The sequence below is a fragment of the Novosphingobium sp. genome, assembly GCF_965229225.1.
Classification (GTDB): Bacteria; Pseudomonadota; Alphaproteobacteria; order Sphingomonadales; family Sphingomonadaceae; genus Novosphingobium.
Window position 1 is genome coordinate 1,308,011 of the sequence record NZ_OZ245867.1, and the last position, 20,836, is coordinate 1,328,846.

The following is a 20,836-nucleotide window of genomic DNA, read 5'->3' on the forward strand; positions in this document are numbered from 1 at the left end:
CGGCCATGGATTATGAGGCCTTCTTTACACAGGAACTCGATGCTGTCCGCGGCGAAGGGCGTTATCGCATCTTCGCCGAACTGGAGCGCCATCGCGGCTCCTTCCCCAAGGCGACCCGCCATGTGGACGGCGGCACGCAGGAAGTCACCGTGTGGTGTTCGAACGATTACCTCGGCATGGGCCAGCATCCCAAGGTGCTGGACGCGATGCACACGGTGATCGACGAATGCGGCGCGGGCGCAGGCGGCACGCGCAACATTTCAGGCACGAACCGGCACCACGCGCTGCTCGAAACCGAGCTCGCCGATCTCCACCACAAGGAAGCCGCGCTGCTGTTCACCTCGGGCTATGTCTCGAACTGGGCGGCGCTCGGCACGCTGGCCGCACGCCTGCCCGATTGCGTCGTGTTTTCGGATGCCGGCAACCACGCCTCGATGATCGAAGGCATTCGCCACAGCCGCGCTGAATGCGTGGTCTGGAAGCACAACGACTGGCGCGATCTCGATGCCAAGCTTTCGCAGGTGGCCCCTGGCCGCGCGAAGCTGGTGGCGTTCGAAAGCGTCTACTCGATGGACGGTGATATCTCCCCGATCCGCGAGATCATCGAAGTCTGCGAGAAGCATGGCGCGCTTTCGTACATCGACGAAGTCCACGGCGTCGGCCTCTATGGCCCGCGCGGCGCAGGCGTTGCCGAGCGTGAAGGCCTGATGGAGCGGATCGACGTGATCGAGGGCACGCTGGGCAAGGCCTTCGGCGTGATGGGCGGCTATATCGCGGCCTCCGAAGCGCTGTGCGACTATGTGCGCAGCTTCGCCTCGGGCTTCATCTTCACGACGGCGATCCCCCCTGCCCTCGCCGCCGGTGCCTGCGCCAGCATCCAGCACCTGAAGGTGAGCGGCTACGAACGCGCCCGCCACCGCGACCGGGTGAGCACGGTGCGCCGCAAGCTCAACGCGCTGGGCATCCCGCACCTCGACAACCCGAGCCACATCATCCCGGTGATGGTGGGCGACGCGCGCAAGTGCAAGATGATCAGCGACTGGTTGCTCGACAACCACGGCATCTATGTGCAGCCGATCAACTATCCCACCGTGCCGCGCGGCACGGAGCGGCTGCGCATCACCCCCTCGCCCGTCCACACCGACGGCGATATCGACCGGCTGCTGGAAGCGCTGAGCGACATCTGGTCGCAGTGCGAACTGGCGCGGCGTTCGCACGCCGCTTGAACTGAACTGAAGGAAGAGACCCGGTTCCCTGCGATGGCGGGGGGGCAGGGTTTTTTCGTGGTGGCCAGCTAAGGTTCGCGGCTGACCTGGAGCTGACCGGCGGCTGCCAGGCCGGTCACTTGCGCGGTAGCAAAGCTGATGCCGTGAAGGTTGCGCTGCTGGGGCACGCCTTCGATCGGGCGCGGATAGCCCGAGGCGTAGTGGACCCCATCTGCGCCGAGAAGGGCGGCGCCGCGCGGAACATCCCAATCGAGGCCCACCGCGATCACACCCGCCAGCATGCCCGGCCAGCATGGCGCATCGTCTGCCGCAGTGCGCGGGGCGACGATGCGCGCGGGGCTGCGCGCCACAGCCGCAGCGAAATGATCGGCGTGCGCCGGATTGGTGGTGCCAAGGCTGAGATTGCAGAAATCGGCGCCTTGGGCGCCCGCCCAATCCAGCGCGGCGATCAGCGCGCGGGGTGAGGCGCGCAGGCCATCGCGAAATACCCGGATCGGCAGGATCAGCGCATGCGGCGCCAATTCCTGGATCGCGGCGGTCACGGCGGTGCCATGGCCGACACGGTCCAGCGTCACGCCGTCTCCTTGTTCGATCGTGCCATCGGCGAGGATCGCCACGCCCGGCAGCAGGCGGCTGGCCACGATATGCGGATGGCCGGGGTGCGCGCCGCTGTCGATCACGGCGATGCGGAGCGGTTCAGCCACGCAGAAAGGCCTTTCCGTCTGTCAGGGTCACCACGATATCCGCGCCTTCGGTCAGCGCGGGGCGGTGCGTGATGATGATCAGCGTGGCATCGGGCAGCGCCTCGCGCAGGCCGGCGGCGACGCGCTGCTCGGTGGCTGCATCGAGCGCGGCGGTGGGCTCATCGAGCACCAGCACCGAGGGCCGCCGCAGCAGCGCGCGGGCAATCGCGATGCGCTGGCGTTCACCGGCGGACAGCGAAAGCCCGCGTTCGCCGACCGGGGTCTGCAAGCCTTGTGGCAGGCGCTGGAGCAAGGGGCCAAGCCCGGCGGCTTCGGCGGCGGCCTGCACCTCGGCAGTGGTCGCACTGTCGAGCGCAAAAGCGATGTTGGCGGCAATCGCGGCGTTGAACAGGAAGGGGGCCTGATCGACCAGCAAGACTTCGCGGCGCAGATCACCGAGCGCGACATCGCGGATATCCACTCCGTCGATGGTGATCCGGCCGCTCTGGGGGTCCTGAAGGCGCACCAGCAGATCGGCCAGCGTCGATTTGCCGGCACCGCTTTCACCAAGAACGGCGCAATGCGCGCCCGCCGGGATGATCAGGTCGATCCCGTCCAGCACCGCCTCCCGATCATGCCGGAAATGCACGCCTTCAAAGCGGATCGCGCTGCGCACAGGGCCCAGCGGCAGCGGATCGGCGCGCTGGATAACCTCGGGTTCGGTGTCGAACAGTTCGAAGATCCGTCCCAGTGACACGCGGGTGGACGCGAGCCCGGAGGAGAGCCCCAGCAAGGCCTGCACCGGCGCAAACAGCCGCGCGTGATAGGCCATGAAGGCGACCAGCGTGCCGATGGTGAGCTCGCCCGAAAAGACCCGCCAGCCGCCATAGAGCGTGACGGCGGCGGTCGAGATCGCCAGCAGCGCGCCGGGCAGCGCGCCGGTGAGGAACGAGGCGACCTGCATGCGCAGCATGGTCTGGACAAAGCGGCCATTGGCATCGGCGAACCGGGCCAGTTCATGCCGCTCGGCCCCCAGCGCCGTCACCACCCGCATGCCCATCACGGTATCGACCAGCAGGCTGCCCAGATCGGCGCCGCGCTCGCGCATGTCGCGCGTGATGTCCACCAGCCGACGCTGCAGCCGCACGAAGGCGAGGACGGCGAGCGGCACGAGCACGGTGCCGACCAGAAACAGGCGCCAGTCCAACCAGAGCATCAGCACCACGCTGCCGATCAGGAACAGCACGTTGCCCAGCGCCGCGAGCAGCGTATCGGCGGCGGCGCGCTGCACGTCGCTGACGTCGCTGTTGATCCGGCTCATGAGGTCGCCAAGCCGGAAGCGGGCGTAGAAGCGTGGGGAGAGCGTCTGCAAGTGGCGCAGCAGATCGACGCGGATATCGAACAGCATCGCGGCGGAGATCTTCACGTAGCGATAGCTGGAAGCGATATTGAGCGCATAGCCGCCCAGCGTAACCCCGATTGTCGCCGCCGCGATCCACCCCAGTGCCGCGAGGTTGTGCCCGAGCAGCGCCTCGTCGATCATCAGCTTCGAAAGGTAGGGCTGCGCAAGCGTGACTGCGGTCGCCATGAGGCTGAGTGCGAGCACGAAGGCGAGGCGGCCGCGATAGGGCATGATGTAGGGCAGGAGCCGCCGATACGTCCGCCACTGCGCAACCGGCGGAGCAGGATGTGCGCTGCTCATGCCGCCACCGTGCGCGGGGCGAGCCGGCTGCCTGTGAGCACAAAGGCGGGCTCCGGCTCCACCGCCAGCATGCTGGTGCACCAGGCGTGGCCCTCGGCGGTCGCCCTCGCCTGCTCCTGCCACCACGCGCCAGACCCGCCGCGCTGGTAGAACGGCAGGCACGCGGCGAGATGGCGGCGCAGCGCGGCAATCAGCATCGCGCGGTAGTGGCGCAGCAAGGGCCCGGGGTCTTGCCCTTCCGCGATCGCGCTTGCCACCGCACCCGCCAGAATGCCCCCGCGCGCCGCCATCGCCGTGCCGTCGCCGCAAAGCGGATCAAACGCGAGTGCGCCGCTGCCCAGCACAAGCCAGTCATCCCCCACCAGGTGTTCCAGCACGCGCGGTGCGGTCTCGAACCTTGCCTCCACTGCGCCCAGCGTGCCGATCGCCGGTGCGACCAGACGGCTTTGTGCCAGCAGCGCATCCGGGGCATCGCCCACTGCCAGCAGCCACGCGCATTCCGCCCCCAGCGGGATCAGGAAGAGCCAGCCCGCCGCAACTGCCTCGACCAGCACCGATGCGGCATCCGCCCCTGCCGCCAGCGTGACCGGCGCGGCCGCCGCCTTGCGCTCGCCGAATTGGTGCAAGGACGGTTTCGGCGGCCGTGCATGCAGCGAGAAGCGTGGCGGCGCAGCCGGGGGCGAGCCATGGGCAAGCGGGAGTGCCCCGAGCAAGGCCTGCCCGGAAAGCGCGAAAGCCTGATGCGGGATGGACACGGGCTCGGCCTCGTTCCACCGCACGATGCGCCGCGTGATGCGGTGCGATCCGGAAATGCGGCCCTTGCCAAACAGGCTGTCCAGCAGATGCAGCGCCTGTTCGCCCAGCATCGCGACAGGAGCCGAACCGCGCTCCGGGCCTTGCTCTGCAGAGAAACTGGTCGCGTTTTCGAGCAGCATGGCCTGCGCCGCCGCCACCCCGACCCCGCGCCCCATGACATGCACGGACGACCGCCCCCCGGCGGTCATTTGGCCAGCCTCACTTGAGGACCAGCATTCCGGCCATGGTTGCGTCGGCACCGAGATCCCAGGTCTTTTCCAGCTTCATCGTGGCAGCGTCGTAGACCTCGATATCGTAGCTGGCGCCGTAGATATAGAGCTTCGCGCCATCGCCAGACATGCCGAGCTGGAAGCGCGAGCGGCAACCGAACTCGGCCTTGTCCTTCAGCTTCAGGCTGGCCATGTCGAACTTCCAGAACTCGCAGCGCTTGTTGCCGGTCTGGCCGTTGGTGACCACGGTGTAGCCGGTCTTGCCGTCCGGCGTGATCTCAAGCCCGGACATGCCGGTGGTGATCGGCCCCATCGGCGTGAACTTGAACTTGCGCGTGTTGAGATCGAACTTGCCGAGGCCGAACACCTTGTTGTGCACATAGGGATCGGCAGCCGTGAACAGCGATACGAGCTCGCCCGCATTGGTCGTCTGGAACGATTCGACCCCGCCGCCAAAAGCCACGTTTTCATAGCCGGTGGATTCGGGCTTCTGCACGTCGATGCGGTCCACCACCTTCAGCTTGGCGGTATCGACCACCAGCACCTTGTCCTTGAAGAGGTAGAGCGTCTTGCCATCGGGTGAGACCATCATCGGCGCGCGCCAGCCGCCGCTGAGCGCGTCGTCCTCAGGTTCGAGATCGGCGGTCCGCACGACCTTTTTCAGCTTGGTGTCGATCACCGCGAACATCTGCTTGCTGACCTTCCATCGGTCGATCAGCTTATCCATGCGCAGCAGTGTCGTGTAGAAATAGCGCCCGGTCGGATCGGGGGCGCCGCCGTTGAAGCGGTAGCGCTCGGTCGGCGTGTTGAGATCGAACTGGGTGAGGATCGCGCGCGATTTCGCGTCCATCACGATCACGCTGCTGTTGGTGATCGTGGTCGCAAATATCTTCGATTGGTCCGGCGTGATCCGCAGCGAAACGGGCAGGCCGCCGGGCAACTGGATCTTCTCGCCGATCTTGCCGGTGCCCTCATCCACCGTGAACAGCTTGTCCGGATAAGTGCCCAGCATCAAGGTTCCGGCCATGGCAGGAATGCTGAATGCAAGGGCAAGCGCGGCGCTGCCGAGAACGGTCTTGCGGGCAAGCGAGATCATGCGATTAGTCCCTTCGCAATCAGCAATTCAGGCAGCAATTCAGGCAGCAGTCAGGCAGGCCAAAACCTTACGGGAAGACGATATCGAGGTTGCGCCAGTCCTTGGTCGCCGCCGCGCAATTGCTCGCCCAGTCGGCCGAATAGTTGACGTGGTCGGCCATCTGCACCGGCCAGAAGCAAGTGACGTAGCAATCGTAGATGTCGCGCTCAGCCGGCTGGCACAGGCCCGCCGTGCCGCCCGTGGCATCCACTTCCCAGCCCGGCGAGAACGAGAGCGAGCAGCCCAGCGGCACGTGCGGACGCGGCGTCTGCTGCAGCGCGACCACATCCTCTTCCATCGAGGCCATATCGGCTTCGATCTTGAAGGCCTTGGCGTTGATCGGTTTCAGGTGCTTCATGACAAGCCCTTTCGTTCGGCGAAACGGGTAAGAAATTCGGGATTGCGCTGGGCGAGCACGCCGTAGATCTGCAGGCAGCGATCGGTCCATTGGCGGATCCAGTCGCAGTAATGCAGGTTGGCGTGGCCGGTATCGCCATAGCGCACGAACGCCTCGTGGTGGCAGCCCCCGGCGCACATCGGGCGGGCCCAGCAGGTGCTGCATTCATACTTCGAGGCGACATGGCCCTTGGTCAGGAATGCCTCGCGCTTGGTCTGATCGAGCCCGGTATCGATGTGGCCCAGCGTGTGCGTATCGGCATCGGTGAAGCGGTGGCAGGGCGACAGATCGCCCGAGGGGCTCACGCCGAGCAGCCCCAGCCCGGCGCCGCATGGGTGCGATTTGTTGGTGCCCGCGATCAGTTCCGAGATCGTTTCGGACACATTGGTGAAGCCGTGGACCTTGCCTTGCAGTGCGTAGTCCAGCCATTCGTCCGCCAGCGCCTCGAAATCGGCGAGCACGCCGGTCATGGCGTCGCCGTCGAGCGCATAGTCGCGCTCCTCGCCCGCTGTAGTGACGGGCGCAAAGCCCACTTCGTGGAAGCCGATGTCGTGCTTGAGATGCTGGTAGATCCGCTTCACGTCGGTCACCCCGGCGCTCAGCGTGACGCGGGCGGTGACGGCGCGGGTCTTGTGCCCGGCGATCAGCTTGCGCAGGCGCGGCTCCATCACCGCATAGCTGCCCTTGCCGTTCTTGTAGACGCGGCGGGCATCCTGCAGTTCGGGCGGGCCGTCCATGGATACGGTGACGCCGATCGCGTGGTCCGAAAGGAAGGCGATGATCTCGTCGGTCAGCAGCGTGGCGTTCGTCGTCAGGCTGTAGGTGATGCGCTTGCCTGCTGCCTTCGCCGCCTCGTCGGCATAGACCACGACATCGCGCAGCAGGCGGAAGTTCATCAGCGTCTCGCCGCCGAAGAAGGTGATGTGCACCGCCTCGCGCCGGTCCGCGCTCCTGAGCAGGAAATCGACCGAGGATTTCGCCGTCTCCAGCGACATGTACTTGGGCTTGCCGGCAGGGGTCGCGATCTTGTCGGCCCCGAATTCGTAGCAGTAGGTGCAGGCGAGGTTGCACTGGTTGGTGACGTTGAGCACCAGCGCCTGCAGCGGATAGTCTGCTGGCGGGGCGGCAGGCATCAGCGCATGGACCACCTGCGTCGACTGGATGGCCCGCGCCAGCCGCAGTTCGCGCACCAGTTCTTCCGCATCGGTGGCCGAAACGCCCTCGCCTACCAGCGCGCGGACGAGATCGTCATGGTCCATCTCGCCATGCTCGCCCAGAAGATCGAGCACCTTGCGGGTCATGTCATCGGCGGCGAAGATCGCGCCCGCCGTCACCAGATAGATGAAATCCGCGCCCTGAGCCCGGAACTCGTGGATCTCGCCGCTGCGATAGCGGTGCGCGAGCCGAGTGGCTGTCATGGTGGTCACTGCGACACCCCCGGGTTGTCCCACCGCTTGTAGGCGGGCACCGTCACGACGAGATAGGAGCGCGCGGTCAGCGGCTGGCCCGTGGCGTCCTTCTCGTCCTTGGCAGTCGCCACCACCCAGACATCGCCGTAATTGTTGCGATTGCCGCTGCGCTGCGGGTTCGGCCCGTCGCTGGCGGGGGTGAAGAAGCCAGACGGGGTCAGCTTGCCGACGAAGTCCTTGTCGTCGTCGTAGTAGGTCGCCTGGAATTCCTCGATGTGGAACTCGGCGGGCACCACGCCGACTTTGACGTCATCGGCGGTATTGGGCTTGCCATCGGCTCCGGCGTCAAAGCCCCAGGCTTCGAACTGGGCATAGCCCGGTGTGCGCTTGCCCGAACCCAGCCGCGAGATGCCGGTTTCCGGGCTGACCTTGAGATAGGCGATCTTCTGGTAGACCGGCAACGCGCTGGCCAGCACGGCCGATCCGACCGAGACATCGTGCACCGAAGGCTTCACATCCGCCGCTGCATCGACGGTGACGACGACTTCACCGGGCGCTGCCGAAACCAGTTTGGTCACCGTGATCCCGGTGCCGAGATCGACGTCCCTGGCCGTCAGCCCTGCCGGGAAGGCATCGCCGTAGATATGCACCGTCTGCGCCTTGGCGCCGCTCTTGATCGCCGCAGGCCAGACCGCGCCGATCACCGGGCTGCCATCGGCGCGCGTCAACGTCACGTCGTAGCCGAATTCCTGATAGTCGCCCCAGAACCAGCGCCCGGTGGCGCTGCGGCGATCGGAACCGAACATCATCGTGCTGCGCAGCGGCTGGTTGAAGGCGTTCGGCGCGGTGGGCGCTGCGGCCGGCATCGTGCGGCCGCGCCAGGCATAGCCGCCATAGACGAGGCCGCCGCCCGGTGCGCTCAGCACATCGCCATCGGCCAAATTCTTCAGCGCCGTCTCGGTCTTGAACTCGCCCTCCGCCGCGCCGGGCGCAACGGTGAAGGTGCCGTAGAACAGGCCCTTGCCGGGCAGCCAAGCGCTCGCCAGCCACTTGCCAGCGAGGCGCGGCGCCTGCTTGCGGGCTTCCCATGCGGTCCATTCCTGTGTGCGCAGCGGGGCAGCCTTGCGCAGGTATTCGAGCGCCACCTGTCCCGACGTAACCGGAATCATGCCGGGCTTGCTGACGACCGGCTCGGTCTGGCCGAACACCGCGCCGGGACGGTCTACCGCCGGGCGGCGATACTGCGCATCCGCCTGCGAATAGAGCGCGACGTGGAATTCCTGCAGGTTCTTCCACTCCGCCGCCGAACGCCGCCACGAAAGCGGCTGGGCAAAGGCGTGGCAGGCGGCGCAACTGGTGCGCACCGATTCGCTCGGAATGTTGGTTTCGTCGATTACCCGCTTTTCGACGAGGTACTGCACGGGCTTGGCCTCTTCCGGCGCAAGGCCGTGCGTATCAGCAAGATAGCGCACGATATGGCGGGCTTCTTCGGGCGTCAGCGCGGCCCCGTTCAGGCGGACCATGCGCTTGATCGCCTGATCCCAGCCTTCGGGCGTGGTGCGGACCCACGAGATGCGCGAGAGATTGCCCTTGTCGTCCGCCGTGTGGCACGAACCGCACTTTTCGCGCGTGAGGCCATCGGTGACGGGGATGCCGTCTTCCTTCTCGATCCCCTCGTCAGCAGGTAGGCTGGCCTGCCCGATGACGGCAGAAGCGGAGAACAGGCTGGCTGCACCAAACAGCAACGCGGCGGTGAGTCTGCGGACGACTGGATTGCCGAGTGTATTCCTGGGGGGTGCGTTCGCTGAAGGCGCAGGGCCATTGCCAAGGGCCGATGATACTTGGTCTGCCGCGCCTGGAACGTCCATCTGCGTAAAGCCCCCTGAAGAATTGTCCCCGATGCACCCTCCGGCCTGATTCGAATTCTGTACAAGTGTACAGAATTGGTCAATCGCTAACTCGCGTCATTTGTTGCGCTTGCGAAGATTCTTTTTGCCCTGCGCAAAACGCCGCTCAGGCCAGCTGTAGCGGCAGGCTGCGCAGCCGCTTGCCGGTCGCCGCGCGGATCGCGTTCGCAACCGCGGGAATGACCGGCGGCAAGGTCGGCTCGCCCAGCCCGGTTGGCGGATAGTCGTTCTTCACCCAGCTGATGGCGATCTCGGCGGGCTTGGCATCCATCCGCAGCAGCGGGAAATCGCTGAACGTCACCGTCTGCACCGCGCCGGCTTCCTGCACGATGGGCTGCCAGACCAGCGCCTGCGCCAGCCCGTCGATCGCCGCGCCTTGTGCCTGATGCTCGGCATTGAGCGGGTTGATGATCTGCGAGCCGATGTCGCCCGCGATCCACACCTTGTCGACCTTGACCGCGCCATCGGCCACCGTCACGTCGACCACTTCGGCAAAGTAGCCGCGGTGGCTGAAGTAGAAGCCGAAGCCGCGGCCCTTGCCCGGCACTGCGGATGGCTTGCCTGTCCAGCCCGCGAAAGCCACCACGCGCTCGATCACCGCGCGCGCACGGGCCGTGCTGAACACGATGTTCGGGCGTTCTGTCGGCAGATCGCGCGGCGCACCCAAGGTGCGCAGCATCAGCGCGGGAAGGTCGGTTCCGGCCGCCTCGGCCACTTCGTCCATGAAGCTCTGGTAGACGAATGCCATCGCGTTCGAGGTCGGCGCGCGCAGCCAGCCGGTGGTGAGGTTGGTCGTCAGGAATGACTGCACCAGATGCGTATCGGGCACGACCGAGGCCGGAAACTCGGATGCCGGCATGTCCGCCGCGCGGATCGGCTTGCCGTTCGCGCCGAAGGTCACGAAGTGGTCCTTGAACGCCGTCAGCGCGCCGCTGGCATCGAGCCCTGCGGTGAAACGGTGCCAGCCGCCGGGGCGGTAGTAGTCGTTGCGCAGATCGTCGGTCCGGTCGAACAGCAGCTTGACCGGACGACCCGGCACGGCCTTCGCGACCTGCGCGACCATGACCATGTAATCGTTCATCAGCCGCCGGCCGAAACCGCCGCCGATGCGGGTCATGTGGATGGTGATCGCGTCGGGCGCGATGCCCATCATCGCCGCCACATCTTTGCGGCCATTGCCGGGGTTCTGGGTCGGCGCCCAGAACTCCGCCGTGCCGTCCGCATGCCACAGCGCGGTGCAGTTCTGCGGCTCGAGCGTGGCGTGGGCTAGGAAGGGATAGCTGTAATCGCCGGTGACCACCTTGGCGGCCTTGGCGAGGGCCGCATCGGCATCGCCCGCCTTGAACAGCGTGGCGTCGGGCGCCTTGGCCAGCGCCTCGGCGGCCTGCCTGGCATATAGCTCGGTCGAGAAGCCCTGCTGCGCGGCGATATCCCACTGCACCACCAGCTTGTCGCGCAGCTTCTGCACGGCCCACCACGAGGTGCCGACGATCGCCACCGCATCCTGCTTGCCTGCCGGGCACTGGCCGCTGCTGATCGGAACCACGGCCACGACCTCGCGCGCTGCCTTCACCGCCGAAGCGTCATGGCTCACCAGCGTTCCGCCAATCGCCGGGCACTTGACGATGGCTGCATGGAGCAGCCCCGGTAGCCGCGTATCGATGCCGAACAAGGGCTCCCCGCGCACGATCTTCGGCGTATCGACACCCTTCCTCGGGGTGCCGATGATGTGGAAATCATCCGGCTTCTTGAGCGCCACCTTGGCAAGATCCGGCGCTGGCTGCGCTGCCGCCGCCTTGGCGAGCGAGGCATATGTCGCACTGCGCCCGCTCGCCGCGTGAATAACCCGCCCGGCGGAAGTCTTGAGGCTTGCCGCGTCCACGCTCCATTGCGCCGCAGCTGCCCCCACCAGCATCGCCCGCGCAGCCGCGCCGGCCTGCCGCGCCGGCAGCCAGTTCATCGGCGTCGCGGTGCTGCCACCGGCCACTTGCGGGCCATAGGCCTTCTCGTTGGCGTCGGTCTGCTCGATCTTCACCTGTTCCCAGGCCACGTCGAGCTCATCCGCCAGCAGCATCGGCAGCATGGTCTTGATGCCCTGCCCGATCTCGGGGTTTTTCGCCCCGATGATCACGCTGTTGTCCGGCAGGATGCGGATGAACGCGTTGAGCACGGTCGCATCCGGCACGCCGGGGCCCGCCGCCAGCGCGAGCTTCGCCTCGAAAGTCAGCGCAGCCCCGCCTGCCAGCGAAGCGGCAATGAACGAGCGGCGGCTCAGTGCCACCTTGCCGGTGATCGCACTCATGCCTTGGTCTCCAGTCCGGCGGCCTCGCGGATGGCCCGCTCGATCCGCACATATGTCGCGCAGCGGCAGATATTGCCGTTCATGCCCAGCAGGATGTCTTCCGCGCTCGGCTTGGGGTTCGTGGTGAGCAGCGCAGTCGCCGACATGATCTGCCCGGCCTGGCAATAGCCGCACTGCGGAACATCGATGCGGGTCCAGGCATCGACCACTTTCTGCCCCGCCGGCAGCGCGGTCACGCCCTCGATCGTGGTGATCTGCTTGCCGGCGGCTTCTGCAATCGATGTCTGGCACGAGCGGACCGCCTGACCATCGAGCAGCACCGTGCAGGCCCCGCACAGGCCCGCACCGCAGCCGAACTTGGTGCCGGGCATATCGAGATCCTCACGAAGGACCCACAACAGAGGCTTGTCGGCATCGGCATCCACCGCCCGCTTGCGGCGATTGACTGTCAGCACCACGGACATGGGAAAACTCCGTTTCTGCGAGTGTCCCGCGAAAGAGGACCCAACCTGTTGGAAATCTGAACAGTCTTCAAGGATCGCGTCAAGCACCGAAGACCAGCGGCGCGGCTTCCCCAGGACCGGGACAGTGGACGGGCGGCGCCGTCGTGACCCTAGCCAATCACCCACCGCAGGGAAATCGAGCGGTATCGAGCGTGCTCCCGCGCAGATTTTTTGTGTTCGCGGTGAGCCGTTTTGCCGCTCGGCGTCGCCTTTGTCTTGTGAGTGAACAATTCGGGGGGAGAGGGCGATGCGCCATGCTGTCGGGTTTATGGGTGCAATGGCAATGGCGGCGACGGCAGCGACCGCAGCCCCGCCTGCTCGGCAACTCATCACCGTCGAGCCGGGTGGATCAACGACGGTGGCGGGGCTGAAGCTGGACGCCGCCGAGACCAGCATCGCCTTGGTCAGCCTCTCGAGTGAATTCGCGGCGGTCGCCGTGATCTCCGGGCGGATCGCATCGGACAAGCAGGCCGCGCGCGCAGGTGAGGCGCTGGTTGCGCCGCTCGATGGCGGCCGGATCCGCCGGTTCGGCTTCGATGCGCGCCGCCTCGCTGCGACAATGCCGGCCGAATGGGCCGCCACGACTGCCGCGCCGCTGCAGGCCATTGCCAGGCGGCAGCAGCGCCAGCGCTTCTGGGGGCGGATCGAGCCGGTCAGCATCAATGTCGGCGCCCCCGCCGCGCCGGAGCTGGAAGGCGTCCGGCAAAGCTATCTCGCCAATCCCACGGTCGCCGAACTCCGGCGGGCGGCGGCAAAGGACCCCGTCAAGCTGGCCAGCCTAACCGCCGCACGCTTTGCTGCCGCGCTGGCTGCGGGTGACGCGGCGACGCTCGCTGACCTCATCGACCCCAAGCCGTTTACCGATACCGGCGCAGACACCGCCGCATGGCAGGCGGCGCGCGCAGCCTTTGCGGGCAAGCTGGCGGCGGATGCAGCGCTGCAAGGCGCGATGGCATCGGCGCCGACATCGGTCGCTGACGACCAGACAGCCTTCGAAGCTGGCGGCTATCGCATCCGCGTGACCCCGCGCGATCGCGCGATGTTCGTGACGGCCGTGGAGGCGGTGCGATGAGGTCTCGCCACCACATCCTCCCCCGGAAGAACGGCTGCAAGGTCCAGTATCAGGTGCAAGGAGCCGCCGCATGACAAGGATCGCCAATTGCCTTGCGCTGGCCTTGCTGGCCGCGATGGCCCGGAGCGCACATGCCGAGGAACACGGCTTTGCCGCGAGCGATCTTGAGGCGGCCGCGCGCGCTAGCGACCCGGCAACCGCCGAGATTGCGAGCGAGACCGAGGCGCTGCGCCGCGCCATCGCCCTGAACACCGCCGCAGCGCTTGGCCAGCGCGGACGTGGCGAACGGCAATTGCTGGCGGATGCGCTCGGTACGGGCGACGGTGGCGGCGACCTTCGCGCCCGGTGGTTTGCCGGCGGAGCCATCGTGCAGACGATCACCGGCGGCGAGGCGCTGCTCTATCACCCTCTGGCACGCGGCTGGCTTGCGCTGGCGTGGCGCAAGGATGGGGACGGCTGGCGGATTGTCGCAGCAGAGGTCCGCGCCGCAGCGGCGGGCGGTTGGACCGGGAGCGAAAAGCCCTATCGGCAGGCGCTGGCGCAGGACTATGCCGCAACCCGGCGCGTGGTGCCGACCGCCGAAGGCGGGCTGGCCGGTGAGGCGGCGGATCGCTGGCTGGTCGGTCTGGCGGCCTGGCTGCGGCAACCCGGCGCGCAGACCGCGACCGACAGCGCGCGGCAGCGTATCATTGCCGGCACTACCGCCCGCTTCGGCAGCCCGACACTCGACCTGCTGCCAGCGAGGGTACGTGCGACCTTCTGGCCAACCGGCGCCATCGGACGCGCGGATGGCGGCGCGACGGTATTCTTCGGATCGGCTCTGCAACCGCAGATCATCGTCACCGCTGATTTCGCGAAGGGCCTGCGGCCTGCGCTGCAGAAACTGTCCATCATCAACCTCGATCATGCGGAGTTGGACCAATGAGACCCTCGATTGTGGCTCGTAGTTGTGCCTGCGTCGCCGTTGCGGCGCTGGTGATGGAACCGCTGCCGCTTGTTGGCCAATCGTTGCCGCAGGGACAGGACTATCCCACCGCGCCGTCCCCCAACCGCTCCCCCTCGCCGCGCCCGCGTCAGCCTGCCGGGAACGCCGCCCCGCCTTCGGGCGGAGCGACGATCTCGATCGATGGATCGGGAACGAATGCCGCCACCCCTGCCCCCGCTGCGCCGCGGCCAGTTGAACTGCCCAACATCGAGGTCCAGCTCGCCAATGGCTGGATCACGCAGCAGCAATACGACACGATCTTCGCTCAGGGGCGCGCGGAGAATGATCGGCTGGTCCGGCTGACGACAGACAATATTCGCGATGCGATCCGCACGCAGCGGCAGCTGAGCGATAGCCTGCTGGAATCCATCGGCAATCTGGTCGGCGAAGGAACGCCCGATGTCTCCAGCTTGCAACAGGCCCTGCGCGAAGCCGGCTATGAGGTACCGCCGGGAACATTCGTCGATGACCCCCGGCGTTCAGCCGAAGCGCTGATGAACCTGCTCGATCAGGCCGTCCGAACGGAGCAGAATGCCGGCAATGTCGTGCGGCCGATCATGCAGGAACAGAGCCGCATGGTCGATCGGCTTCTCGCGGCCAACATCGCCGCCCTTCGCGAAACCGGCCAGATCCCGCCAGAGATGCTGCGGGAGTATGACCGCCTTTCCGCCAACGTGCACGATCGCGCTATCGCACGGATCGACCGGCTGCTTTATGAGCATGACCGGCAGGTTGATCGCGTCGCCCGTCTGCTGAACGAACGACGTGACGTGTTGGTCACGCAAGTCGCCAGCGGGCTTGAGGCAGTCCGTAATCGCTATGGCAGCGATCCGCGCAACTGGCCGCAGGTCGCGCCCGGTGCCGCGCCACCGCCTGGCTTCACCTATGGCGGGATCCTGGCGACCGCCATGGGCTTGCCGGGTTCGGCGCCGCAGCCCCCTGCACCGCCGCCTCCACCGCCCAATCCGCGCGGCCTGCCGCCGCTCGGCGAGCGCACCGGCAGGCCGGTGCCGGGCACCGACGCCAACGACACGCCCTCGCCCAACCCGGAGCCGATATCCAACACGCCGCGACGGCCCGTGCAGCGCGGGACGATCCCCCCGGCGGACCCGTATGAAGGGCTGCGCGTGCCGCAGCAACGGCCCACCCCTCCGCAGCCAAGACCGACACCGCCGCCGCGCGTGCCCGATCCGGTCGTGCTGACCGAAGTGCGCCGCACGCCGCCCCCATCACCTGTCGTCCTGAACGAAGTCCGCAGAGACCCCGTTGCAGATGAACTGGGGCACGATACACACGCGCCGTCGAGCAGTTCGCGCGGTTCCGGAAACGGGAGTGGCGACATGATCGAAGCTGTCATGGCGCGCATCCCGCGCAACCGCGATGGCTCGATCGACTGGGCACGGGTGCCGCTCGCGATCCGCGCGCAGATCATCCTTTATCAGTCGCGGCGTACAACGGGCAGCGGGGCGTCGGGCGGCTTCGGCGAAGGCGGTGCGAGCTCGGACGACCCCCAGATCGCCGAGCTGGCCCGCGGTCTCGACGAGCAAATCAGGCTGCAGACCGCCGCTGCCCGCCAGTGGTCGCAAGATGCCGAATGGCGGCGACTTGTCGAGGCGCGCTTCGACGACGGTGCCTGGGGCGCCTTTGCACGGGGCGGCGGGCTGACCGTGCTCGAGCTTGAGCCGATCTACCGCGATTACGACCCCCTGCGTTCGGTGCCGCCGGCCCGCTCGCTATCATCGGCAGGCATGTCGCTGTCGTCGGCAGGCACATCGCTGTCGTCGGCTGGAACATCGCTCTCGGCTGTCCCCTGGTCACTGTCATCGGCGGGGCTCGACTACCGCGATCCGGCCGTCGAATCGCTTAATCAGGTGCTCTATGGCGTCGGCCAGTACCGGCGCAGCCCCTTTGCGAGCGGCGGCAGCGATATCGACACCGCACGCGCCGCGCAGATGGCGTACAATGCCGGCAGCTTCGACGTGCGGTACAACCGCGAGGGGCGCGAGAACTTCGCAAGTGGGGGCAGGCTCGTCGGCTCATTGTTCGGCTATGAGGAATCGTGGCTGCGCCTGCTCACGGCCAATGGCGCCGGCGGTATCGACACCATACTCGCCCAGCCGTTCAACGTTGTGCTGACATGGGGCGCGAAATCGTACGACCTCGACCTGCACATGACCGGCCCGCTGGGTCCGGATACGTCCAACCGGTTCCACATTTATTATGAGGCGCAAGGCAATCTGGCCGACCAGCCGTTCGCCCAGCTCATCAAGGACTGCATCTGCGCTTCAGGCTCGGAAGTCATCCTGACCTCCGCGCTCAACCGGGGCGGTGTCTACCGCGTGTCGGTCTTCAACTACGGAGACCCGTCAGCGACGTCTTCCAACCTCTCGGCCATGTCCAACGCGCGCATCGAGATCGTGCGTGGCGGCACAGCGCAGACGGTCGGCAATGGCACGACCATCATCGGTGGCCGCACGATCGTGTCCGTGGATGTGCCCAATTTCGGCGCCGGCAACACCTGGGTCGCCGCCGAGCTCAATCCCGCGAACGGCCGCATCACCAGGCCGGGAATCATCAAGCAATCGCCCGGTTCGGCCGGGGTCGAGTGAGAGGGGACCCTCCATGCGCATCATTCTCGGGCTCTTGGCCGTTCTCACCGCTTTCCCGGCGTTCGCCCAAACTGCACCGCCGCCAGCCGCACCACCGACAGGCGCTCCGCAGGGCAATATCGAGGAGCGCGCGCGCCGCCAGTTGAGTACCCCCAGCGAACGCGACCGGCAGGACTCGCTGATGACCGGCGACACCGACATCCTGCTGCTGCGGCGCACGCCCCTGTTCACGCTCACTGCCTCGGGCGATGTGACCTATACGTCCAACGCCGCACTATCGCCCACCGATGTTCGGGCGGACGGCATCGGGCAGGCCTCGCTCGGTCTGATGATGGGAACGCGCATCGGCGGCAAGGTCGATCTCTTCGCCAGCGCGGCCCTCGTCGGCGTGCGGTATTTCGACACGCCCGCTCTGAATTACAACGCCTTCTCGGGAGCGGTTGGCGCGCGCGCCAGTTTCGGCAGGTTGAGCGTGAGCGCAACGTATCAGCCGTCGATGGTGTGGAGCGGCGATTTCGGGCGCCGCCAGCTGACCTCGCACCGATTTCGCTTTGGCGCCGCCCTGCCCTTCCGGATCCAGAGCCTGACGGTGGAGCCGGAACTGCACGGCGAGCGGGCGATCACGGCACCGGGCTTCTACAGCGCCTGGAGTGCAGGCGGATCGCTCACGGTCAGCCGACGTGTCGGCCGACGGGCACCCGTCTTCCTCTATGCACAGATCGGCTATGATCGGCGCAGCTTCGATGACTATTTCGCCGCATTTGTCGGCACGCGGCGGCTCGACGACAGCCTTTCGGCAGGCGCGGGCGTGGTGTGGCGGCCAGGCAGCTGGGGCGAACTGCGGGCAGCGTACAATTTCGGGCGCAACTGGTCGACCAGTGACGTCAACGGTTTCACCGCGCATTCCGGCACGCTCGGCCTGACGGCGACGCTGCGCTTCTGATCGGCGTAATGCCGGTCTTTTGAACTTGTCCGCTGATCGATTAGGCTATCCTCCATGTCGCTGGATGCGCGTTCCCTGAAGATCGTCGAGGAGGCGCTGGCCCTTGAGGGAGCAGAGCGCGCCGCGTTCATCGCGGACTCCTGCGCGGCGGATGCCGCGCTGGCGGCACGCGTGCAGGCGCTACTGGCCCGCGACGACGAGGATTCGCGGCTGTTCCAGACCGAAAGCTTCCTGCGCCCGCTGACCATTGTCGAGGATCTTCCCGGCAGGTTCGGCCCCTATCGCGTCGTCGGCGAAATCGCGCGTGGCGGCATGGGCGCGGTGGTCAAGGCGGAGCGCGACGACGGCGTGTTTGCGGCGACGGTTGCCATCAAGCTGATCCGCGCGGACCTCGGCAACGACCGGGCCCGGCGGCGGTTCGAGCAGGAGCGGCGCATTCTGGCGCAATTGCGCCACCCGGGCATTGTCCGCATCGTCGATGGGGGTGCGGCGGACGGGCGGCCGTGGCTGGCCATGGATTTCATCGACGGCCGCCCGATCACCGAAGCGCTGGCCGATGCGCCGATCGCCGCGCGGCTGCTGGCGTTCGAGCAGGTGTGCGAGGCGGTCGCCTTTGCGCACCGCAATCTGGTGATCCATGCCGATATCAAGCCCTCCAACGTGCTCGTCGATGCCGGGGGGCAGGTGCAGTTGCTTGATTTCGGCATCGCCCGGCTGATTGCGGATCTCGACGCAGCAGAGGCAGGCGATCCCTATCCGCTCACCAAGGGCTATGCCGCGCCGGAGCGTGCGGTGGGCGTGGCGCCGACGATCGCCAGCGACGTCTTCTCGCTCGGCGTATTGCTGCTCGGATTGCTCGGCAAGGACGTGCCGCGTGATGGCGCGGCCTATGTACCCGGATCGCGCCTTCCGGTCGGCCAGCTCGAAGGCGACCTGAAGGCGATTGCCGCATGTGCGCTGGCGGAGCAGCCCGGGGATCGCTACCCCGATGTGCCGGGCCTGCTCGCCGACCTGCGCCGGCACCGCGCGTGGCTGCCGCTGGCGGCGCGCGCGGCCGAAGGGCACCGTTATAGTGCCGGCCGCTTCATCTGGCGGCATCGCAAGGGACTGGCACTGACGGCAGCGGCCATGATCGGGCTGGCCGGGGCGACCGTGATCAGCACCACCCAATATCTGCGCGCTGAAGCCGCCCGCGCCGAAGCCGATCACCGCTTTGCCGAACTGCGCCGGCTGGCGGACTTCATGCTGGTCGAATTGAACGACCGCCTCGCCGACTCGCCCGGCACGGTCCCTGCGCGGGCGCGGTTGGCGGCGGTTGCGGGCGGCTATCTCGATCGGCTCCGGCAGGTTCCCCATGCATCGGCCGACCTGCGGCTCGATACCGCGCGGGGGTATCGCCGGCTGGCATCGATCGAGGGCCTTTCAGGCACTGCCAGCCTGGGGCGGCCCGATCAGGCGCGCGCTGCTCTCCTGCAAGCCGATGCCCTGCTGAAGACCCTTCCAGACGAACCCGAGGTCTCCGAAGAGCGCGGCTGGGTCGCTTTGGGGTTCTGGACCCTGATGGCCGATGCACCGCCATCCCCCGCCAAGCTGGCCGAAGGATGCGCGCTGTTTGACCGCGTACACCGCGAATACCCGGCGCGCGAGAGCGCGACGCTCGGCGTGCTGACATGCCGGAAAAGCGAAGCCTATGACCTGATCTGGGGAGCGGACCGGCCATCATCGGCCATTCCGATCCTGCGGTCGGCGTTGGCCGATCTGCATGCGACTCCCTGGAGCCCGGCCTATCGGCGCGATGCGGCGTTGCTGGAGGTCAACCTGCTCGGGCGGCTGGGTGACGCGATCTACTTTGCGGGCGACAAGCCGGGGGCGCTTGCCCCGTATCAGGCGCAGGAATCGCTGGTGCGGCGCTGGCTGTCACGCGCCATGTCGCCCGTCTGGATCGACAAGCTGGGGGAAGCCACCTTCAACATTGCCGGCACTCTGGGCGAACTGCCCGGCCGCACCGCCGAAAGCCTGAAGGTTGCGGACGAAGGCATTGCCGCCGTTCGTGGAGTGCTGGCCTTTGGCACCGATGCCAATCTGGAAAAGCGCCTGGTGATCCTGCTGGGCCAGAAGAGCCTCGCGCTGGCCGAACTGGGCGACAGGCAGGCCGCGGCAGACGTCTCGGGCGAGAGCATCGAGATCCGGCGGCGGCGGCTTGCTGCAGCCCCCGGCGATCCGCAGCGACGCCGCGATCTGGCAGTGGCGCTGATCAACCATGCCGGCATTCTGGCAACAGCGGGCAAGCGCGATACCGCATGCGCGCTGGCGCACGAGGACGTCGCGCTATGGACGGCGATGGAGCGCGACCACCAACTAGGCGCGCGTGACCGGAGCAACGACCTGCCGAACGCCCGCAAGGCCGTTGCCGATTACTGCGGCTGATCGGGCTTCAGCGCATCGAGCAGCCACAGGCGCGCAGCCTGCCATCGCCGCTTGACCGTCGCCGGTGACTGATCGAGGACCACCGCGATCTGATCGACCGGGAGGCCGACAAAGAAGCGCAGTTCGACGATCCTCACCAGTTCGGGAGCAGCGCTCTCAAGCCGGATCAGCGCGGCATCGAGCGCTTCAATCTCGACATCCTGGGCCAGCGGCGTCTCGAGGAAGACATCCGGCGCCTGGCGCTTTGCTCGCCGCCGGCTGCGCACCGCATCGAGCATGGCCTGCCGCATGATGCGCGCGCTGGTTGCGAAGAAATGCTGGCGATCGTTCCAGCTCATCCGTTCAAGCCGCACGATCCTGATCGCCGCTTCATTGACCAGTTCGGTTGGCTGCAACGTCAAAAAAGGCGCCTCACGCCGCAGCATCCGGGCCGCCGCGGCGCGCAATTCATCATACAACGCCGTGAGCGTCGCATCCCGGTCGAGCACATCATTCCCCTGACGAGGTTTGC

Annotated in this window: 16 protein-coding genes; 6 read left to right on the forward strand and 10 right to left on the reverse strand. The window is 67.0% G+C overall.

Annotation, left to right across the window (positions count from 1 at the left end; all coding sequences use genetic code 11):
• Window positions 1–5: 5 nt before the first annotated feature.
• A complete protein-coding gene (gene hemA / locus ACO06X_RS05835) occupies window positions 6–1,226 on the forward strand; it encodes a 5-aminolevulinate synthase (RefSeq protein ID WP_421839015.1) in 1,221 nt (406 codons plus the stop codon).
• A 68-nt stretch (window positions 1,227–1,294) separates the two neighbouring features.
• Here the strand turns inward: hemA and ACO06X_RS05840 are convergent, their stop codons facing one another.
• The 9 genes from ACO06X_RS05840 to ACO06X_RS05880 form a co-directional block, all read right to left on the reverse strand.
• Window positions 1,295–1,930, reverse strand: coding sequence for a S8 family serine peptidase (locus ACO06X_RS05840; protein ID WP_421839016.1), 636 nt, complete (start codon window positions 1,928–1,930; stop codon window positions 1,295–1,297).
• The gene (locus ACO06X_RS05845) at window positions 1,923–3,611 is read right to left on the reverse strand and encodes an ABC transporter ATP-binding protein (RefSeq protein ID WP_421839017.1); all 1,689 of its coding nucleotides are present in this window, start codon (window positions 3,609–3,611) and stop codon (window positions 1,923–1,925) included. The genes ACO06X_RS05840 and ACO06X_RS05845 overlap by 8 nt, the downstream gene beginning before the upstream one ends.
• Entirely contained in the window at window positions 3,608–4,615 is a 1,008-nt protein-coding gene (locus ACO06X_RS05850) for a hypothetical protein (RefSeq protein WP_421839018.1), read from the reverse strand. Before ACO06X_RS05850 ends, ACO06X_RS05845 begins: the two co-directional genes overlap by 4 nt.
• A 10-nt stretch (window positions 4,616–4,625) precedes the next feature.
• Entirely contained in the window at window positions 4,626–5,732 is a 1,107-nt protein-coding gene (locus tag ACO06X_RS05855) for a YncE family protein (RefSeq protein ID WP_421839019.1), read from the reverse strand.
• A 67-nt stretch (window positions 5,733–5,799) separates the two neighbouring features.
• Window positions 5,800–6,129 (reverse strand): quinohemoprotein amine dehydrogenase subunit gamma, encoded by a 330-nt coding sequence (gene qhpC / locus ACO06X_RS05860; protein ID WP_298167072.1) that lies wholly within the window; start codon window positions 6,127–6,129, stop codon window positions 5,800–5,802.
• Entirely contained in the window at window positions 6,126–7,586 is a 1,461-nt protein-coding gene (peaB, locus tag ACO06X_RS05865; protein ID WP_421839863.1) for a quinohemoprotein amine dehydrogenase maturation protein, read from the reverse strand. Before peaB ends, qhpC begins: the two co-directional genes overlap by 4 nt.
• 5 nt (window positions 7,587–7,591) lie before the next feature.
• Window positions 7,592–9,322, reverse strand: coding sequence for a quinohemoprotein amine dehydrogenase subunit alpha (peaA, locus tag ACO06X_RS05870; RefSeq protein ID WP_421839020.1), 1,731 nt, complete (start codon window positions 9,320–9,322; stop codon window positions 7,592–7,594).
• A 268-nt stretch (window positions 9,323–9,590) separates the two neighbouring features.
• Window positions 9,591–11,786, reverse strand: a complete 2,196-nt coding sequence (locus ACO06X_RS05875) for a molybdopterin cofactor-binding domain-containing protein (RefSeq protein ID WP_421839021.1) — start codon at window positions 11,784–11,786, stop codon at window positions 9,591–9,593.
• Complete coding sequence (locus ACO06X_RS05880) at window positions 11,783–12,250, reverse strand: (2Fe-2S)-binding protein (RefSeq protein WP_421839022.1); 468 nt, start codon at window positions 12,248–12,250, stop codon at window positions 11,783–11,785. The genes ACO06X_RS05875 and ACO06X_RS05880 overlap by 4 nt, the downstream gene beginning before the upstream one ends.
• Window positions 12,251–12,557: 307 nt before the next feature.
• Between ACO06X_RS05880 and ACO06X_RS05885 the strand changes: the two genes are divergently transcribed.
• The 5 genes from ACO06X_RS05885 to ACO06X_RS05905 all read left to right on the forward strand — a co-directional run bounded on the left by ACO06X_RS05885 (window position 12,558) and on the right by ACO06X_RS05905 (window position 20,325).
• A complete protein-coding gene (locus ACO06X_RS05885) occupies window positions 12,558–13,361 on the forward strand; it encodes a hypothetical protein (protein ID WP_421839023.1) in 804 nt (267 codons plus the stop codon).
• Window positions 13,362–13,431: 70 nt separating this feature from the next.
• Entirely contained in the window at window positions 13,432–14,286 is an 855-nt protein-coding gene (locus tag ACO06X_RS05890; protein WP_421839024.1) for a hypothetical protein, read from the forward strand.
• Between the two features lie 11 nt (window positions 14,287–14,297).
• On the forward strand, window positions 14,298–16,955 hold the full coding sequence (locus ACO06X_RS05895) for a hypothetical protein (RefSeq protein ID WP_421839025.1): 2,658 nt from the start codon (window positions 14,298–14,300) through the stop codon (window positions 16,953–16,955).
• Between the two features lie 13 nt (window positions 16,956–16,968).
• On the forward strand, window positions 16,969–17,898 hold the full coding sequence (locus tag ACO06X_RS05900; RefSeq protein ID WP_421839026.1) for a hypothetical protein: 930 nt from the start codon (window positions 16,969–16,971) through the stop codon (window positions 17,896–17,898).
• 54 nt (window positions 17,899–17,952) lie between these two features.
• The gene (locus ACO06X_RS05905; RefSeq protein ID WP_421839027.1) at window positions 17,953–20,325 is read left to right on the forward strand and encodes a protein kinase domain-containing protein; all 2,373 of its coding nucleotides are present in this window, start codon (window positions 17,953–17,955) and stop codon (window positions 20,323–20,325) included.
• Here the strand turns inward: ACO06X_RS05905 and ACO06X_RS05910 are convergent.
• Window positions 20,313–20,813, reverse strand: coding sequence for an ECF-type sigma factor (locus ACO06X_RS05910; RefSeq protein ID WP_421839028.1), 501 nt, complete (start codon window positions 20,811–20,813; stop codon window positions 20,313–20,315). The two genes, ACO06X_RS05905 and ACO06X_RS05910, sit on opposite strands and share 13 nt — an antisense overlap.
• Window positions 20,814–20,836 lie beyond the last annotated feature (23 nt).

What these genes read in the sequence shown, in the direction of transcription:
- hemA (WP_421839015.1), top strand. Translation starts at nt 6, where the DNA reads ATGGATTATGAGGCCTTCTTTACACAGGAACTCGATGCTGTCCGCGGC.
- ACO06X_RS05845 (WP_421839017.1), bottom strand. Translation starts at nt 3,611, where the DNA reads ATGAGCAGCGCACATCCTGCTCCGCCGGTTGCGCAGTGGCGGACGTAT.
- ACO06X_RS05850 (WP_421839018.1), bottom strand. Translation starts at nt 4,615, where the DNA reads ATGACCGCCGGGGGGCGGTCGTCCGTGCATGTCATGGGGCGCGGGGTC.
- ACO06X_RS05855 (WP_421839019.1), bottom strand. Translation starts at nt 5,732, where the DNA reads ATGATCTCGCTTGCCCGCAAGACCGTTCTCGGCAGCGCCGCGCTTGCC.
- qhpC (WP_298167072.1), bottom strand. Translation starts at nt 6,129, where the DNA reads ATGAAGCACCTGAAACCGATCAACGCCAAGGCCTTCAAGATCGAAGCC.
- peaB (WP_421839863.1), bottom strand. Translation starts at nt 7,586, where the DNA reads ATGACAGCCACTCGGCTCGCGCACCGCTATCGCAGCGGCGAGATCCAC.
- ACO06X_RS05875 (WP_421839021.1), bottom strand. Translation starts at nt 11,786, where the DNA reads ATGAGTGCGATCACCGGCAAGGTGGCACTGAGCCGCCGCTCGTTCATT.
- ACO06X_RS05880 (WP_421839022.1), bottom strand. Translation starts at nt 12,250, where the DNA reads ATGTCCGTGGTGCTGACAGTCAATCGCCGCAAGCGGGCGGTGGATGCC.
- ACO06X_RS05885 (WP_421839023.1), top strand. Translation starts at nt 12,558, where the DNA reads ATGGGTGCAATGGCAATGGCGGCGACGGCAGCGACCGCAGCCCCGCCT.
- ACO06X_RS05890 (WP_421839024.1), top strand. Translation starts at nt 13,432, where the DNA reads ATGACAAGGATCGCCAATTGCCTTGCGCTGGCCTTGCTGGCCGCGATG.
- ACO06X_RS05900 (WP_421839026.1), top strand. Translation starts at nt 16,969, where the DNA reads ATGCGCATCATTCTCGGGCTCTTGGCCGTTCTCACCGCTTTCCCGGCG.
- ACO06X_RS05905 (WP_421839027.1), top strand. Translation starts at nt 17,953, where the DNA reads ATGTCGCTGGATGCGCGTTCCCTGAAGATCGTCGAGGAGGCGCTGGCC.